At 54.5% G+C, this 17622-nt stretch carries 16 protein-coding genes and 1 pseudogene; 3 read left to right on the forward strand and 14 right to left on the reverse strand.

Annotation, left to right across the window (positions count from 1 at the left end; all coding sequences use genetic code 11):
• Window positions 1–92 (reverse strand): annotated as a pseudogene (locus ABDW13_RS14745) (3-oxoacyl-ACP synthase); the annotation flags it as partial.
• A gap of 153 nt (window positions 93–245) precedes the next feature.
• Between ABDW13_RS14745 and mnmC the strand changes: the two are divergent.
• The gene (gene mnmC / locus ABDW13_RS14750; RefSeq protein WP_343553314.1) at window positions 246–2258 is read left to right on the forward strand and encodes a bifunctional tRNA (5-methylaminomethyl-2-thiouridine)(34)-methyltransferase MnmD/FAD-dependent 5-carboxymethylaminomethyl-2-thiouridine(34) oxidoreductase MnmC; all 2013 of its coding nucleotides are present in this window, start codon (window positions 246–248) and stop codon (window positions 2256–2258) included.
• A 29-nt stretch (window positions 2259–2287) separates the two neighbouring features.
• On the opposite strand, the gene ABDW13_RS14755 is transcribed toward mnmC, so the two are convergent.
• The 6 genes from ABDW13_RS14755 to prmB form a co-directional block, all read right to left on the reverse strand.
• On the reverse strand, window positions 2288–2572 hold the full coding sequence (locus ABDW13_RS14755; RefSeq protein ID WP_343553315.1) for a YfcL family protein: 285 nt from the start codon (window positions 2570–2572) through the stop codon (window positions 2288–2290).
• A 30-nt stretch (window positions 2573–2602) separates the two neighbouring features.
• Window positions 2603–3148 (reverse strand): elongation factor P hydroxylase, encoded by a 546-nt coding sequence (locus ABDW13_RS14760; RefSeq protein WP_343553316.1) that lies wholly within the window; start codon window positions 3146–3148, stop codon window positions 2603–2605.
• 68 nt (window positions 3149–3216) lie between these two features.
• Window positions 3217–4014, reverse strand: a complete 798-nt coding sequence (locus tag ABDW13_RS14765) for a sulfite exporter TauE/SafE family protein (RefSeq protein WP_343553317.1) — start codon at window positions 4012–4014, stop codon at window positions 3217–3219.
• Window positions 4015–4022: 8 nt separating this feature from the next.
• Window positions 4023–4847: a penicillin-insensitive murein endopeptidase gene (gene mepA, locus ABDW13_RS14770; RefSeq protein ID WP_343553366.1), complete on the reverse strand. Its 825-nt coding sequence runs from the start codon at window positions 4845–4847 to the stop codon at window positions 4023–4025.
• Between the two features lie 8 nt (window positions 4848–4855).
• Window positions 4856–5941 (reverse strand): chorismate synthase, encoded by a 1086-nt coding sequence (gene aroC, locus ABDW13_RS14775; protein ID WP_343553318.1) that lies wholly within the window; start codon window positions 5939–5941, stop codon window positions 4856–4858.
• 46 nt (window positions 5942–5987) lie between these two features.
• The gene (gene prmB, locus ABDW13_RS14780; protein WP_343553319.1) at window positions 5988–6920 is read right to left on the reverse strand and encodes a 50S ribosomal protein L3 N(5)-glutamine methyltransferase; all 933 of its coding nucleotides are present in this window, start codon (window positions 6918–6920) and stop codon (window positions 5988–5990) included.
• Window positions 6921–7079: 159 nt separating this feature from the next.
• Here prmB and smrB point away from each other — a divergent pair, with 159 nt between their 5' ends.
• Complete coding sequence (gene smrB / locus ABDW13_RS14785) at window positions 7080–7628, forward strand: endonuclease SmrB (RefSeq protein ID WP_101763622.1); 549 nt, start codon at window positions 7080–7082, stop codon at window positions 7626–7628.
• A gap of 48 nt (window positions 7629–7676) precedes the next feature.
• On the opposite strand, the gene sixA is transcribed toward smrB, so the two are convergent.
• The 4 genes from sixA to ABDW13_RS14805 all read right to left on the reverse strand — a co-directional run bounded on the left by sixA (window position 7677) and on the right by ABDW13_RS14805 (window position 12246).
• The gene (gene sixA / locus ABDW13_RS14790; RefSeq protein WP_343553320.1) at window positions 7677–8159 is read right to left on the reverse strand and encodes a phosphohistidine phosphatase SixA; all 483 of its coding nucleotides are present in this window, start codon (window positions 8157–8159) and stop codon (window positions 7677–7679) included.
• Between the two features lie 183 nt (window positions 8160–8342).
• Entirely contained in the window at window positions 8343–10472 is a 2130-nt protein-coding gene (fadJ, locus tag ABDW13_RS14795) for a fatty acid oxidation complex subunit alpha FadJ (RefSeq protein ID WP_343553367.1), read from the reverse strand.
• Window positions 10472–11782, reverse strand: a complete 1311-nt coding sequence (gene fadI, locus ABDW13_RS14800) for an acetyl-CoA C-acyltransferase FadI (RefSeq protein WP_343553321.1) — start codon at window positions 11780–11782, stop codon at window positions 10472–10474. Before fadI ends, fadJ begins: the two co-directional genes overlap by 1 nt.
• A gap of 167 nt (window positions 11783–11949) precedes the next feature.
• Entirely contained in the window at window positions 11950–12246 is a 297-nt protein-coding gene (locus ABDW13_RS14805) for a YfcZ/YiiS family protein (RefSeq protein ID WP_343553322.1), read from the reverse strand.
• Window positions 12247–12603: 357 nt separating this feature from the next.
• Between ABDW13_RS14805 and fadL the strand changes: the two genes are divergently transcribed.
• Window positions 12604–13887 carry a long-chain fatty acid transporter FadL gene (fadL, locus tag ABDW13_RS14810; protein ID WP_343553323.1) on the forward strand — a complete coding sequence of 428 codons (1284 nt, stop codon included), beginning with the start codon at window positions 12604–12606 and terminating at the stop codon, window positions 13885–13887.
• A gap of 58 nt (window positions 13888–13945) precedes the next feature.
• Here the strand turns inward: fadL and ABDW13_RS14815 are convergent, their stop codons facing one another.
• The 3 genes from ABDW13_RS14815 to mlaA all read right to left on the reverse strand — a co-directional run bounded on the left by ABDW13_RS14815 (window position 13946) and on the right by mlaA (window position 17617).
• Entirely contained in the window at window positions 13946–15163 is a 1218-nt protein-coding gene (locus tag ABDW13_RS14815; protein ID WP_343553325.1) for a mandelate racemase/muconate lactonizing enzyme family protein, read from the reverse strand.
• Between the two features lie 9 nt (window positions 15164–15172).
• A complete protein-coding gene (locus tag ABDW13_RS14820) occupies window positions 15173–16474 on the reverse strand; it encodes an MFS transporter (RefSeq protein ID WP_343553326.1) in 1302 nt (433 codons plus the stop codon).
• 375 nt (window positions 16475–16849) lie between these two features.
• Window positions 16850–17617 carry a phospholipid-binding lipoprotein MlaA gene (mlaA, locus tag ABDW13_RS14825; protein ID WP_343553327.1) on the reverse strand — a complete coding sequence of 256 codons (768 nt, stop codon included), beginning with the start codon at window positions 17615–17617 and terminating at the stop codon, window positions 16850–16852.
• Window positions 17618–17622: the final 5 nt, after the last annotated feature.

Here is a 17622-nt window from a genome sequence, read left to right on the forward strand (position 1 = left end):
GAACGGCCTTCACGCAGAGAAGCCAGCACTTCTTGCTGGTTATTACCAATGCTGGAAACAATACCCAGGCCAGTAATCACTGCACGTTTCATTCAATAATCCTCGTTCCACATATTTGGATGTGGTGCACTCTAGCGTACAGTTGTAAGCCGAACAAGTCCGATCAGCCATTTCCTTTTGTAAATTTGCGTCATGTGACGTCAGTCGTTAAACTCGCGCCACTGCCTGAAATATGAGCCTTTCCCGTGAAATTAACCCCGGTTGAACATGCCCAATTAAACTGGAATGAACAGGGTACACCTGTTTCCCGAGCGTTCGGTGACGTCTATTTCTCCAACGATAATGGACTGGAGGAAACGCGCTATGTCTTCCTCGATGGCAATCACATTCCGCAACGTTTCACCGATCACCCGCGCGATTTATTTATCGTCGCCGAGAGCGGTTTTGGGACTGGTCTGAACTTTCTCACCTTGTGGCAAGCGTTTGATCGCTTCCGCAGCGAACATCCCAGCGCCCCACTTCGTCGCCTGCACTTTATTAGCTGCGAAAAATTCCCGCTGACGCACGCCGATCTGGTGGCCGCCCATGCGCATTGGCCTGAACTACAACCGTGGGCAGAGCAGCTGCAACAGCAGTGGCCGCACGCGTTGCCGGGCTGCCAGCGCGTGATGTTTAACGGCGGCGAAGTCACGCTGGACCTCTGGCTTGGTGATATTAACGCGCTAATTCACACCTTTGATGACAGTCTGAATCGTCAGGTGGATGCCTGGTTCCTTGATGGCTTCGCACCGGCGAAAAATCCGGAGATGTGGACGCCAGAACTGTTTGCGGCCATGGCGCGCATGGCACGTCCCGGCGGCACCCTGGCGACGTTCACCGCCTCCGGCTTTGTGCGTCGTGGCCTGCAAGATGCCGGATTTACGATGCAGAAGCGCAAAGGATTTGGTCATAAGCGTGAAATGCTGATTGGTGTGCTGGAGCAAGTGCCTGAGTTGCCGCACAGCCAACCGTGGTATGCGCGTCCAAAGGCTGAAAGCAAAGAAGTGGCGTTGATTGGCGGCGGCGTGGCCAGTGCTGTATTGGCGATGGCGCTGCTACGGCGTGGCTGGCAGGTCAGCTTATATTGTGCGGATGAAGCGCCAGCGTTGGGTGCATCCGGCAATCGCCAGGGTGCGCTCTATCCGTTGCTTAATCAGCACGATCCGGCGCTGGCCACCTTCTTCCCAGCGGCGTTTGGTTTCGCGCGTCGCCTGTATGATCAATTGCCGGTCGAATTCGAACACGACTGGAGCGGCGTGCTGCAACTGGGTTGGGATAGTAAAAGTGCAGAGAAAATCGCGCAGATGCTCAGCATGCAACTGCCCGAAGCGATCGCTTACGGCGTCAATCAACAACAGGCAGAACAGTTAGCGGGCGTTGATCTCGGCTTTGGCGGTATTTTCTATCCGCAGGGTGGCTGGCTCTCACCATCACAGCTCACCAGCAACATACTGGAGTTGGCACAAACGCAAGGTTTACGCATTCATTGGCTGCATCGCGTTACGCAGCTGACACGTAACGAAGAAAACTGGACGCTGCACTTTAGCGAACAAGCCGCCGTGCAGCATCAAAACGTGGTGCTGGCGAATGGCCACGCGTTGTTAGATATCGAACAAAGCCAGGCGTTGCCGGTGTATGCCGTGGCGGGCCAGGTTAGCCATGCGCCAACCAATTCCGCGCTCGGCCAACTGCGCACCGTGCTGTGTTATGACGGTTATCTCACGCCGGTCAGCCCGAACTTTGCCACGCATTGCATCGGTGCCAGCTATCATCGCGGCGATACGGCGACCGTTTTCCGTGCCGACGATCAGCAAGAAAATCGCCAGCGGCTGATCAACTGTTTGCCCGACAGCGCGTGGCCGCTGCAAGTGGATATCAGTGATAACCAGGCGCGCAATGGCGTGCGCTGCGCCACCCGCGATCATCTGCCGATGAGCGGCAGCGCGCCGGATTACGACGCAACACTCTCGCAGTATGCAGACTTGCCGGAACAGCGCGCCGCCGCAGCCGAAGTAAAAGCAGCGCCAGTGCATAGCAATTTATTTGTGTTGGGTGCGTTAGGATCGCGCGGTTTGTGCAGCGCCCCGCTGGCGGCTGAAGTGTTGGCCGCACAGATGAGCGGTGAACCGCAGCCATTGGATGCCGCCACGTTGGCGGCGATGAATCCAAATCGTTACTGGGTGCGCAAATTGCTGAAGGGTAAAAAAGCCGGACGCTAATCTGCGGGGCGAGCGATCGCCCCGAGAGTTTACGCGGTTTGTTGGCGCGCTTGCAGGAACAGGTTATCCCACATGCTGGTGACCAACACCTGATCGCGCGGCGACAGTTCACCGGCTTCAATCGCTTTGTTCAGACTGTTGGTGACGTGAGTTTGCAGTGCTTCTGCGGTATGTTCGCCGCTGAGCTCAATTTCAGCTACCGCTAAGGTCAGATGACCACGCAGATAGCCGCCCGCAAACAACTCGTCATCGCTGGCGTGATCGACCATATCGTCAATCAGGGCCAGAATTCGGGTTTCAAATTCTACGATCATCTCTTCCTCTCTTCTTATAGCCTTCGCGGATTACAGGTCTTCCGGCCAAGGGAATTGCGCCGCCGTTAATGATGGCGTGCCGTAATAATTCGTCAGTGCATTAATGAAACGGGCCGGTCGCGCCGGAATACCCTGCTCCAGATAAGTCATCACTTGCGCATGCACTTTGCGCTGAAACGCGATGCGATCGGGCTCACAATCGCCTTCGAGATTGTCACAACTGACATTGAAGGGAAAGCCTGCCGCCACGCAGAACAGCCACTCCAGCGCCTGCGGTTTCACTTCAACTGCTTCGAACTGACTCTGCGTTTGCGCATCGCGTCCGTCCGGGCAATACCAATAACCGAAATCTACCAGCTTGCGGCGCGCTTCACCGGCAATACACCAGTGAGAAATTTCGTGCAGTCCGCTGGCGTAGTAGCCGTGGGCAAACACCACGCGATGCCACGGCGATGTCTCATCCGCTGGAAGATAGATAGGTTCGTCATCGCCTTTAATTAGACGGGTCTGAAAATCGTCAACAAAGCAGCCATCAAAGATGGCAATCAGCTGATCGTAATGGTGTGTCGTACTCATAATATTTTTAATCTTTAAAAAAACCGGCGTCATTGTCGCATTGGCAGCCGGTCTTGACGAGTATTGGATTACAACGTGGCGAGCCACGCCAGCAGCGCGCTGCCGTGACTATCCCACAATAATTTGGCGCTCATCACCGCAGAAACGATCACCACCATCGGGCGAATCAGTTTCTGACCACGGCTCAACACCAGTCTGGCGCCGAGTCGCGCGCCGATAAACGCGCCAAGCAGCATGATTGCGCCGGTGCCCCACACCACTTTTCCGCCGAACATAAAGAAAAGCAGACTGCCAAAATTCGAGGTGAAATTTAGGATTTTGGCGTGGGCGGTGGCTTTGGCCAAATTGAAGCCGCACAGCGTAACAAAGGCCAGCGCGTAGAAGGAACCGGCGCCTGGCCCAAAGAAGCCATCGTAAAAGCCAACGCAACCGCCGCCGACTAACGCATAGGCTAAACCGTGCAGACGTTGCTCGCGGTCGGATTCACCAAGGCGCGGCATCAGCAAGAACCACAGGCCGATGCAAATCAGCAACAGCGGCAAGATTTGGCGCAGCACATCAGCTTGCAGATGCTGAATCAGGATGGTACCGGCCACCGCGCCGAGGAAGGTCATGGCGATGTTCAGCCACTGCTCGTTGAGCTTGACGGCACCACGGCGGATAAAATAGAGGCTGGCTGAAAACGAACCGCCGACCGATTGCAATTTATTGGTGGCTAACGCCTGCGCTGGGGAGAGTCCGGCCGCCAGCAATGATGGCACGGTAAGCAATCCACCACCGCCAGCGATCGAATCGATAAACGCCGCCAGTACCGCCACGAAAAACAGCACGCCGAGCACTAGCGGGCTGACAACAAACCAATCCATTGAATTACCTACAGAAGATGTTTATCTAACAACGCCTGACATGACGGCGGAAGTGGCGGAGGCGTTTTCTTCACTGGCGGCGTGCTGCCTGGTTTTTTCGGCAGGAACCAGCTATCCAGCTCAGCGCCGCAGCCATCGCCCGGCGGTTGTGCCGCTTGATCCTGACACTCCAGGCTGCCAGCCGGACAACGCAAACGCACGTGCATGTGCGCGCGATGGGCAAACCACGGACGCACTTTATTCAACCAGGCACGATCGCTACCGGCATCAGCACAAAGCTGACGTTTTATCGCTGGATTAACGAAGATGCGCGTCACTTCGTCATCTTTAGCCGCCAGTTTAATCAGGCTATCAATTTGCGGTTGCCAGTGGCGGGCAATCACCTGCTTATCATCGGCGGAGACCAAATCCAGCGGCTGCGGCTTCAGCAGTTGCTGCGCCGTCCAGCGACTTTTAGGCAGTTGCAGCCAGATATCCACGTCTAAACCGGTTTGATGGCTGGCATGACCGCTGCTAAAACGACCGCCAGCCGCCATGCCCATATCGCCAATCAGCACTTGTCCCAGTTGCAGTTGATGCACCTGCGTACTGAGACGCTGAATAAAGGCAATCAGATCCGGATGACCGAAATAACGCCGTTGATCCTGACGCATCACCTGATAGTTAGGTGAATCCAGCGGCAATTGCTGGGCGCCGATAATGCAGCCGTTGGCGAAGCCGCCAATCGACTGCGGGCTGCCCGCAATCGGCTGATGGATTTGCTGCCACGGCGTGGCGGCAACCGCGGCGGCGCTGCATAACAGCGCGGCACAAGTGATAAGCAAGCGACGCATCATCGGGCTTACCAGCGCGGTACGCTGCTGTTGACGTCACCGTTTTGCGCGCGCTGGCGCAGCAGGTGATCCATCAACACGATCGCCATCATCGCTTCGGCAATCGGTACGGCACGAATGCCAACACAAGGATCGTGGCGACCTTTGGTGATCATCTCGACTTCTTCGCCGTCGCGGGTGATGGTGTTGCCTGGCACGGTGATGCTGGAAGTCGGTTTCATCGCCAGATTGGCGCTGATGGTTTGGCCGCTGCTGATGCCGCCCAAAATGCCACCGGCGTGATTGCTTTGGAAACCGTTGGCGCGAATTTCATCACGATGCTGGCTGCCGCGTTGGGTGATGACCGCGAAACCGTCGCCGATCTCCACGCCTTTCACCGCGTTGATGCTCATCAGCGCATGCGCTAAATCGGCATCCAGACGATCAAATACCGGCTCACCCAAGCCCGGCGGCACATTTTCCGCCAGCACGGTCACTTTCGCGCCAATCGAATCGCCCTCTTTTTTCAGGCCACGCATCAGTTCGTCCAGCGCTTCCAGCTTATCGGCATCCGGGCAGAAGAACGGGTTCTCTTCGACGATGCTCCAGTCTTTCAGCTCACACGCCACATCACCAATCTGCGCCAGATAACCGCGTACCACGATGCCGTGCTTCATCTGTAAATACTTCTTAGCAATCGCACCTGCCGCCACGCGCATGGCGGTTTCACGCGCCGACGAACGGCCGCCGCCACGGTAGTCGCGCATGCCGTATTTCTGTTCGTAGGTGTAATCCGCATGGCCGGGACGGAACAGATCTTTAATCGCGCCGTAATCCTGCGAACGCTGGTCGGTGTTTTCAATCAACAGACCAATTGAGGTGCCGGTGGTGACGCCTTCAAACACACCAGACAAAATTTTCACCTGATCTGGCTCGCGGCGCTGCGTGGTGTAGCGCGAAGTGCCGGGACGGCGGCGATCGAGATCGTGCTGAATATCGGCTTCCGTGAGCGGAATGCCAGGTGGCACGCCGTCAACAATGCAGCCCAGCGCGATGCCGTGTGACTCGCCAAAGGTGGTTACGCGAAAAACTTGTCCGATGCTGTTTCCGGCCATCATGGTTCCTTGTTGCGATGTTGCGGGCGAGCGCTCGCCCTCTTATTTAGTCTTTATAGAATGAGAAGTGATGCTGCGCCGCGACAATTTGCTCGCGCGTCAGCATAAACACGCCGTCACCGCCGTTATCAAACTCCAGCCAGGTAAACGGCACGTCCGGATATTGATCCATCATGTGCACCATGCTGTTGCCGACTTCGCAAATCAGCACGCCCTGCTCGGTGAGGTAATCTGGCGCGCAGGCCAAAATACGACGCACCAGCTTCAAGCCATCGCTGCCAGCCGCCAAACCGAGTTCCGGTTCGTGGCGATATTCGTTAGGCAGATCGTCCATGTCTTCCGCATCGACATACGGCGGATTGGTGACGATCAAATCGTATTTCACCGGCGGCAAATTGCGGAACAGGTCGGCACGAATCGGCGTGACGTGGTTCAACAAGCCATGTTCTTCGATGTTTTGTTCAGCCACCGCCAGCGCGTCGGTTGAGATATCTACCGCATCCACTTCGGCTTCCGGGAACGCGTAAGCGCAGGCAATGGCGATGCAGCCGCTGCCGGTACACATATCGAGAATGTGATTGGGTGAATCAGCGATCAAACCGGCAAAACGGTTTTCAATCAGTTCACCAATCGGCGAACGCGGCACTAGCACGCGTTCATCGACATAAAATTCGTGGCCGCAGAACCAGGCTTTATTGGTGAGATAAGCCACCGGAATGCGCTCGTTGACGCGGCGAATCACGCGCTCAACGATGCGATGACGTTCGCTGGCGGTGAGGCGCGCATTGCGCATATCTTCGGGAATATCCAGCGGTAACCACAATGTTGGCAGAACCAGTTGGACTGCTTCGTCCCAGGGATTATCCGTGCCGTGGCCGTACCAAATGCCTGCCGCCGAAAAACGGCTGACAGCCCAGCGCAGCATGTCCTGAATGGTGTGCAGTTCATTCACTGCCTCATCGACGAATATCTTGTCCACGTAGCCCTCCGCAGGCCATAAAATCAATCGGCCGATAGTGTGCCACGAAGCCGGGCAGAATTCAGCGCAGCAAGGTGAAAAAGCTGACATTTGTTAACAGTAACGGTTAAGGTATGCCACCGGCTGTTTACCAGCTTTTTCTGAATCCATTACCGAGCCATGAGTAAGAAAACCCCGCTAAGCCAGGACGATCAGGAGATGTTTCGCCAGTTAATGAGCGGAACCCGCAAACTGAAACAGGACACTATCGTGCACAAACCGGTAGTGAAAACGCGCGAAGTACCGTTGAAACGCCTGCTTTCTGAACAGGTTGATAACAGCCACTATTTCTCCGACGAGTTCCAGCCGTTGCTCTCCAGCGAAGGTCCGGTGCGCTATGTGCGGGCTGATGTTAGCCATTACGAGCAGAAAAAATTACGTCGCGGAGATTACACGCCGGAGATTTTTCTCGATCTGCACGGTTTGACCCAGATGCAGGCCAAGCAGGAACTTGGTGCGTTGATTGCCGCTTGTCGTCGTGAGCATCTGTTCTGCGCCAGCGTGATGACCGGCCACGGCAAACATATCCTCAAGCAGCAAACGCCGTTGTGGTTGGCACAACATCCGCATGTGATGGCATTTCACCAGGCCCCAAAAATGTTCGGCGGTGATGCGGCATTGTTAGTGTTGATCGAAGTGGAAGAGTGGCAACCGCCTGAATTGCCGTAAAGGCTGCGGCAGAAAAGGAAAGGGCCGCGTTTGCGGCCCATCGAAGATTTAAATCGCTTTGGCCAATTTTGACGGGCTGACCTGCCACTCCAGCTTGCCTTCACAGGCATCTGCATCAAAGGCAACACAGGCAATCGCCGAGGTCGCGAACATCGGCGGCGCTTCCTGCGGGCAGAGTTCAGAGACTAAATAACCCACCAGCGGCAAGTGCGAGATCACTAACGCCGACTTAACACCTTTTTGTGCCAACACCTGCAAATAGCTGGCAACCATCGCGGGATCACCGCCTGGCGTCAGTTCCGGCAATACATCCTGACCGTCCGGCAACTTCAGGTTTTCACGTACCGTCGCCAGCGTTTGCTCGGCGCGCAGATACGGACTCACTAATACCCGATCGATTTCTGGCGTTTTGCCGTTGAGCCAGCTCGCCATTGCTCTCGATTCGTCACAGCCACAGAGGGTGAGAGGTCGAACTGAATCACTCGCTGCTTCCAGAGCTGCGTCGCCATGACGCATGATAAAAACTTGCATAAAGCACCGCTGTTGTTTGTCGATATCGTTCGGTACCACAGCACCAAACGCTTCATTCTGCGAATGAACGGTGTGTTTTACCGCAATGGCTTCGGTATAGTCAACCGGTTGTTTATTAAATAAGCATATCTCAGAATGCGGCTGTGCGGGCCATTTACTAACCCGCTGAATCTGTGCGCCTATTCATGATTGTGCAGAAGTGTAAAAATTCGTTTGCGCTTCTGACATCGCCATCAACGCGTCACAAGGCGCAAATCGCTCGCCATGTTGCTGCATTAGTGACCTTAATGCTTTGACGATGTCGGCAATGCCGCGCTGATCCATATAGCGGAACGGGCCGCCGAGGAATGGCGGAAAGCCGATACCAAACACCGCAGCAATATCGCCATCACGCGCGTTACGAATCACCGATTCATCCAGACAACGCGCCGCTTCGTTCAACATCATCAGCACACAACGCTCGGCAATCTGTGCTTCGCTCTGCTTCGCCTGCGGTTTGACATGCAGCAGCGTATAAATCGAGGGATCGGTTTTGCGTTTACGCGACCAGCGTGATGGCTGATAAAGATAAAAGCCTTTGCGGTTTTTGCGCCCTTTTCTGTCATCGGCGAGAATCGCGCTGACCGCAGACGGCGCGCTAAAACGCGTACCATAAGCCTGCTCGAGAATCGGACTGATTTTGCTTCCCACATCAATGCCCACTTCATCCAGCAGTTGCAGCGGCCCGACCGGGAAACCGAACTTTACTAAGGCGCGATCGATGTGTTCAATCGGCTCACCTTCCAGCAAACAGTGCATCGCTTCATTTATATAGGGCGCGAGAATACGGTTAACGTAAAAACCGGGACGATCGGCCACCACCACCGCGGTTTTTCCCTGCTTGCGCGCTAAATCCACCGTAGTTGCTAACGTTTGTGCGGACGTATTGGCATGCGGAATCACCTCTACCAGCGGCATTTTGTCTACCGGGCTGAAAAAATGCAGACCAATAACGTTTTCTGGCCGCTGCGCTTGCGCCGCGATATCACCAATCGGCAATGACGAGGTATTCGAGGCGAAGATGGTGTGCGGTTGGCAATGACTTTCGATTTCGCTGACCATCTGCTGCTTCAGCGCCAGATCTTCAAACACCGCTTCAATCACCAGATCGCGCTGGCTAAAGCCCTGATAATCGATGCCGCCGCTGATGCGCGCCATTTGCTGCTGACGTTCTGCCGCCTTCAGCTGACGTCGCTTGACCTTATTACTCAGCAAATCCCAGCTGTACTGCAAGGCGTGATTCACACCAGCAAGGTTGATGTCTTTGATGCGCACCGGCAAACCGGCTTTCAGCGCCGTGACGCTGGCAATGCCGCCGCCCATCAAACCGCCGCCCAGCACGCCAATCTGTTGCAAGGCACGCGGTTCAGCATCGGCCATGGCTTCTTTTTTCAATGCGGTTGAGGCAAAGAACAAACTGCGTAGCGCGGCCGATTCCGGCGTCATCGCCAATTGACCAAAGGCGCGCGCTTCCGCCTCATGTCCAGCGCTACTGCCCTGCTCCAATCCAATACGCACCACCTCAATAATACGGTCGGCCGCAGGATAGTTTCCTTGGGTTTTGCTGTGAGTTTGACGTTGCGCCATGGAGAACAAAATCTGCCGCGCTATCGGTCCTTGCAGCAATCGGTCGCGACGAGATAACTCGCGATGCGGGCGCTTTCCTTTATGTACGCGCGCAATTGCCGTCTCCAGTAGGATTGATTGCGGCACCGCTTCGTCAACGATGCCGAGCTTGAGCGCCTGTTTAGCACGCAGTTGCTTACCAGTGAGGATCAACGGCAACGCCTGCTGTACGCCAATCAGACGTGGCAAACGCTGCGTGCCACCGGAACCTGGTAGCAAACCAAGCTGCACTTCCGGCAAGCCAAGGCGAGTTTTGTCATCCAGCGAGCAAATACGCGCATCACACGCCAGCGCCAGCTCAAGGCCGCCGCCGAGGCAAGCGCCATGAATCGCCGCCACCACCGGGAATGGCAGCGCGGCAATCATCGCCATGATCTCCTGACCTTGTTTTGCCAGCGCTTCGGCTTCGTCTGCCGATTTACAGTTGGCGATCATGCTGATATCGGCACCGGCGACAAAGTTGTCCGGTTTGCCAGAAATCAACACCAATCCCGCCAGCTGTGCATGACGGCGCGCTTCGTCCAGCACCGCTTTGATCTGCGGCACAAACTCTGCTTTCAAGGTGTTCATCTTCTCGCCTGGCACATCAATGGTAATCACACCGACATGATCAAGACGCATATGTAAATGAAAGGCGGATGCGTTCATCATTCGGCCTCCAAAACCATGGCTGTACCCAAACCACCCGCCGCACAAGCGGTGACCAATCCTAATCCGCCGCCGCGCCGCCGTAATTCCTGCAAGGTTTGGGTGATCATGCGCGCGCCTGTGGCCGCAAACGGATGGCCGTAAGCAATCGATCCGCCCAGCACGTTAAAGCGTTCTTCATTAACTTCGCCCAACGCATGCGGACGATTCAACACTTCGCGCGCAAAACGTTCGTCGCGGAACATCTTCAGATTCGCCAGCGTCTGCGCGGCAAAGGCTTCATGCATATCAATCAGCGTCAGTTCGTTGAGGGTGATACCGGCACGTTCCAGCGCCAGTGGCGACGCGTAAGCCGGACCCAGCAACATATCCTGCCAGACATCAATGGCGGTGAAGGCGTAGCTGCGCAGATAGCCCAGCGGTTGAATGCCCAATTCACGCGCGCGCCCTTCGCGCATCAGAATCACCGCCGCTGCGCCATCGGTGAGCGGCGTGCTGTTGGCGGCGGTCACCGAACCGTGGCGGCGATCAAATGCCGGGCGCAGTTTGGCGTAATCCGCCGCGCTGGCATTAAAACGAATATTGTTGTCCTGCTCGATGGGTGCTTTCCACGGTGGCACAAAGGCGGGCATCACTTCCTGCGCCAATACGCCAGATTGCCAGGCGCGCGCCGCATGTTGATGCGATCGCAGCGCTAACGCATCCTGCTGTTCACGGGTAATGCCATGACTTTTCGCCATTTGTTCGGCGGTATCGCCCATGCGCAATCCGGTGGAATACTCCGCGACTGCTGGCGGCACCGGCAATAGATCACGTGGACGTAAACGGCGCAAGATGCTGAGCTTTTGGCTAAAGCTGCGCGCTTTGTTGAGATCAACCAGCGCCCGCGCTAGCGTTTTGCTCACGCCGATCGGCAATACCGATGAAGAATCTGCGCCGCCAGCAATGCCCGCATTGATGGTGCCGGCCATCAGACTTTCTGCGACGTTAGCAACCGCCTGAAAACTGGTGGCGCAGGCGCGGCTAACGCTATACGCATCGGTGTGCACGCTTAATCCGCTGCTCAAGACAATTTCACGCGCGATGTTCGGCGCTTCTGGCATCTGCACTACTTGGCCAAACACCAGCTGATCGATCACTTCGACCGGCAACTCGCTGCGCGCCAGCAGTTCGCTGACCACCATGCGGCCTAATTCGAGTGCGGAGATGCCATGGAAATCTGTCGCCTGGCGAGCAAAAGGTGTGCGTAATCCATGAGTAATGGCGATACGTTCGCCTTGACGCGTCAGCAGCGGCTGCGCTTTGTTCATTGCAATCACCTGTAATTTTCGACCGCAGCATCATTGCCAACAGGTCTGACCTGATCATCAGTGTTAACTAAGTGTTGCTAAGTCGCCAATAACCAGAGGAAAAAATTGCGAGGGAATACACGAAAATAGCGAAAGGCTGCCGAAGGGGGATTTCGGCAGCGGAGAGATTAGCGTAAGCCGAGCTGGAAGATCATGGTTTCGGCCTGGCAGGCAAACGTGAAATCGATATTTAAACGCACCGCATCACCTTCTGGCGTGATTTCACTGCGAATGTCGCACGGCTCGGATTCAACCTGACGCGCTCTTTCTGTAAGGTGCGCCAGCATCGCATCAGCCGCGTGACGATCAACCAGCACGCCAGACCAATTTGCGGTGCAATCGCTGTTATCGATCACGCTACCTACATCGACACAGCAGCAAGCTGCCGTTTCGTTCGCACTACATTTATTAATGGCATCAGTCATGGTTTTCTCCTGACGATAATTAAACACATTCGGATCATTTTCTGCCGCAAAGTGTACGCGTGGCGCGATTTCACATCTATCTTCTTGCTGCTAAGTGACGAATATCACAATAAAAATTGATCCAGAACAAAATTGACCGCTATGCTGATGTCGAACCGTCTGGTTTTTGTTAAGCAGATCTGATTTTATCGATCAAATCAGAAATATTTAAAAAACAATATTGCAACAAATACACAGGTCGGACCTATACTCGTCGCACTGGTCTGATATGTGGTTTTGCCGTCAGTCCCTACAATTCGCCGCTCTTTGTTACGCGACGTAACAAGTTAAATAATAAATTTAGATGAGGTTGTGGTCATGAACCATAAAAACCTGTTTGCAAAGTCAGCTGTGGCAGCTGCAGTAACGCTCGTCTGTTCCCACGTTTACGCCGCTGGCTTTCAACTTAATGAATTCTCAGCAATTGGTTTAGGTCGTGCTTATTCCGGTGAAGGCGCAATGGGCGATACCGCCGCTTCCGCCAGCCGTAACCCTGCAACCATGGCGTTGATGGATCGTCCTTCCTTCTCCATCGGCGCGGTTTATATTGATCCCGACGTGAATATCAGTGGCCAAAGTCAGTCTGGCCGCAGCCTCGATGCAAAAAACATTGCGCCAAACCAATGGATTCCTAATATCCATTACGTGCAGCCGATTAATGATCAGTGGTGGATTGGCGCTTCTGTGACATCCAATTATGGCCTGGCGACCGAATTTAATGACGGCTACACCGCGGGCGGTTATGGCGGCAAAACCGACCTAATGACCGGTAATTTTAACATCAGCACTGCTTATCGACTGAACGAGAACTTCAGCTTCGGTATCGGTTTTGATGCGGTTTACGCGAAAGCAAAAATTGAGCGCTATGCCGGTGAATCTGGCGCAGCGCTGGGCATTCCAGCGGATACCCAAATCGCTCACCTTAAAGGTGATGAATGGGGCTACGGCTGGAACGCGGGCATCTTGTATGAAGTGGATAAAAATAACCGCTTCGGCTTCACCTATCGCTCTGAAGTGAAAGTCGACTTTGATGGCGATTACAAAAGCAATCTGCCTACTTACGTGAACTCGCTGCCGCAGGCGCAAATGATGGGCTTGCCTTACGGCACCAGCGGTTCGACCATTCCAGGCTCGTTGACGCTGAATCTGCCGGAGATGTGGGAACTGTCTGGTTACCACAAAGTTGCGCCTCAATGGGCGGTGCACTACAGCCTGGCGTACACCAGCTGGAGCCAATTCCAGGAGCTGAAAGCCACTGGCAGCAACGGTCAAACGCTGTTCTATAAAGACGAAGGCTATCACGACGCCTATCGTATCGCGTTGGGTACCTCTTACTTCTACGATGACAATTGGACCTTCCGTACCGGTATCGCCTTTGATGACAGCCCGGTTCCGGCCGACAAGCGTTCGATCTCCATCCCGGATCAGGATCGTCTGTGGCTGAGCGCCGGTGCTTCTTACGCCTTCAATGAAGATGCGTCGGTGGACTTAGGTGTTTCTTATATGCACGGCCAGAAAGTTACCGTGAAAGAAGGCCCGTATACCTTTAATTCTGAAGGTAAAGCCTGGCTGTACGGCGCGAACTTTAACTACAAGTTCTGATGGCTTGATAGCAATGAAAACGGCGACAGTGATGTCGCCGTTTTTTTATTGCCTGCGATTAACCGCGCGCGGGAGCGAGGTCTTTCACATCCGCGGGCTGTTCGCCCATCTGCAAATGCAGGCGCTTTCCTTTATAAGACGTATGACGTTCGACCACTTCCATATTCAATTCAACGCCCAATCCCGGCTCATTAGATGGAATGATATAGCCATCTTCCCATTGAATCGGACGCTTAAGAATTTCGGCGTGGAAACCATCCCAACAGCCAATGCTCTCCTGAATCAGGAAATTTGGCGTGCACGCCGCCAACTGAATGCTGGCCGCCGCGCCAATTGGCCCGTTATACAGATGCGGCGCGATTTGCGCGTAATGCACTTCCGCCAGCGCAGCGATTTTCTTGGCTTCCAGCAAACCACCGACCCGCGCCACATTCATTTGCAGAATGCTGGCGGCTCCGGCTTGCAGCAACTGGTGGAATTCGTATTTGGTGGTGAGACGTTCACCTGCTGCAATCGGAATCGAGGTGCTACGCGCCACCTGCCCCATCGCTTCCGGTTGGCCCGGCGGCACCGGCTCTTCGAACCAAAGCGGATCGTACTTCTCCAGCCGCTTCGCCAGACGAATAGCGGATGACGGCACCATTTGTCCGTGGGTGCCAAATAGCAGATCGGCTTTGCTGCCCACTGCTTCCCGGATGCGTTTGCAGAACAGCTCGCAGCGATCCAGCACTTCAACAGAGAGTTGATGCCCGGAGTACGCAGTGTAAGGACCCGCGGGATCAAATTTCACCGCCGTGAAGCCTTTGCGCACGTTTTCTGCCGCACATTCCGCCGCCAGATCCGCATCGTCATAATCGTATTCACCACGGCTATTAACCGGATAAAGATAGGTATAAGAGCGCAGACGCGGCTGCACTAAACCGCCCAACAATTGATAAACCGGCTGATTCGCCGCTTTACCGATAATATCCCAACAGGCCATTTCTAGCCCGCTCACCACGCCCATCATGGTGAGATCGGGCCGCTGAGTGAAGCCGCTGGAGTAGCACTGGCGGAACAGACGTTCGGTGTGATGCGGGTCCTGATTCAGTAAGTAGCGCTCAAACACATCGTTGATGATCGGCACCATCGCATCAGGATGAAAAGTGGCAGCATAAATTTCGCCCACGCCTTCAATACCCTCGTCGGTCTTCAATTTGACGAACAGCCAGTACATGCCACCCAGATGCGGAGGCGGGACAGCAACGACATGCGTTTCCAGTGAGATAACTTTCATTGGGCTTCCTTATTTACGATTAAAACGAACATGCAAACGCCAGGCACCAAAGGCACCGCACAAAGTAATCACTACGATGTAGCTGAAGAACAAACGATAGCCGGTGGCGCCAGGGAAATGTTGGGTGAGATAGCCGCTGAGCAATGGCAAATAGATATCCGGCGAATAACCAATGACCGAAACCAAGCCAATCGCTAAACCGGTGCAATGCGGCGGGATGTCGCAGCGATCAAGCAGCGCCCAGTACAGGCCGCGCACCGCATAGGCGAACATCCCCACTAAAAGCACAAACGCAATCAAGGCGATGTGCGGAATGCCGTTGGGCAGTAGGATCAAGCCGCTGACACCCAGCGCGCCGCATACCAATACGCCGCACAGCACGCCAGCACGGGAAAACTTATCCGCCAGCCAGCCGCCGCCGATGCCGCCAATCGGTCGCATCCACATTTTCCCGGCAGTAATAAACGCCGCCAGCGCTGCCGGTACACCGTATTCGGAGGTGCGTAAGTAAGCGGAGAAATTGTAGGTTGACCAGAAGAGTTGATAACCGCAAAACACCACGCTGGCCAATAGCCACAGGTTGGGCTTGCTGGCGAGAGTTTTCAAATCCAGCCATAAATTACTGTTACGTGCGGCCACACGATCCTGATTTTGTGCGCTGGCGGGATCGCGAATAAACGCCAGAATCACCGACAAGGTCACGCACAATGTGGCGTACATCAGAATGACGTGGCGGAAGCCTTTCAGTTCCAAATCCTGCGCGGCGTACCAGCCAAACAAAGCCACCGCCACCGTTGCCAGCGACGCTTCCACCATGCCGCGACCGCCATCCAGAATCCCGAAGAAGCGACCTCGTTCATTGGATTGCGCAATGCTGCCGACACGTTTGATCACTGCCGACCAGAAGGTTAATCCGGTGGATAATCCCCAACAGCCAAATATCACCAACAGCCAATGAAACGCTGGCTGACTGGCATAGAAGAAGCCCAACAAACCGGTGGTGAACAGCGAAAAACAGATCAGAATGCGCGGTGCCACGCGGTCGGCTAGCCAGCCGCTTGGCAGATAACACAGCACAAACACCGTGCCGAGCGTGGAGTAAAGTTGACCAAGTTGCAGATCGTTGATGCCGAAATACGCCACCATGGTCGGTTGGTAATACTGGCGTAAATAGAGCAGCGGATAGATGGTGCCTGCCGCTAAAACCACTAGCGCCAACTGGTACCAACGTTGACGCGTGCTGAGAGTGCTAACCGGTGTTTCAACTGCAGATATGGACTTATCGGGTGCTGATGAAGTGCTGTCTGTCATGGTTTTTCCTTGCTCACAGAAGAAGTAAACCGCTGTTTTATTTCTTCTAAACTTAACCAGATGACAAATGCGCAGCTAGCGGCAATGTTAATTTTGTTAAAGATTTGTGAGATTAAACAGTTCTAAACACGCCAATCAGATTAGGGCCAAAAATTACCGTGAAGTGGTTCTAAATCTCGGATTGGAAATTTAACTTAAGTGTTAAGGAAGGGAAAACGAGGAAATGTCTGACAGCGGTAGAAATTCGGTCAGCATAAATGGCGACCTTACATCGCACGGCGCGATTCTGTCGTAGGGTCGCCATTTATGGTGACCACGAATAATGGGCAAAAAAAATGGCGACCATTTGGCCGCCATCTTGCTGATTAATATCGTTTACTGTGAATCGATATCTTTAAGATCGTCCTGAATCGCGCTGGCGTTCGGGTTCTCTTCCGGCTTCAACTTACCGCCGCTAGCGATAAAGTCATGACGCTGGAAGTAGGCATTGCGAATGAATGCATAAGGATCTTGTTGCTGACGCAAAATGGCATCGGAATCCAGCAATTGCGCGCGGGTTTCCACACCTTCCAGCGTCCACTTGCCGATCGACATCGGCCAGGTCAGCCAGCTTAACACCGGATAAAGCGTATCGACGAAGTCACCGCCATCTTCACGAATGGTGAAGCTGCCATAACCCGGTAATTCCACATACGGGCCGTAACCCACACCATAACGTCCCAGCGTGCTACCAAAGTGGTGCGGCACTTCGCGCGCTAACTCTGGATTGGCTTTACCGGCCACATCAATAAATCCACCCAGCCCTAACACTGTGTTTAGGAAGAAGCGCGTAAAGTGGATACCAGCACGACGCGGTTCACCCACCAAAATGGCGTTGACCATGCTGGCCGGCTCATCAAGGTTACTGAGGAAATTACTGGTTCCGCTGCGCACCGGAACCGGCACGTAATCGCGCCAGGCCACCGCTACCGGACGAACCACATAAGGATCCAGCACGTTGTAGTTGAAGTTAAACATCGTGCGGTTAAAGCCTTCCAACGGATCGCTACGCGGAGCAGGTTCCGTGGTGTCAGCCGGTTTTGAGCTCGCGCAGCCCACCAGCAGTAAACTGGCTAAGGCTAAACCGGTTAGGCGGTTATTCATTATTC

It is taken from the genome of Pantoea sp. (assembly GCF_039594315.1).
GTDB lineage: Bacteria > Pseudomonadota > Gammaproteobacteria > Enterobacterales > Enterobacteriaceae > Pantoea.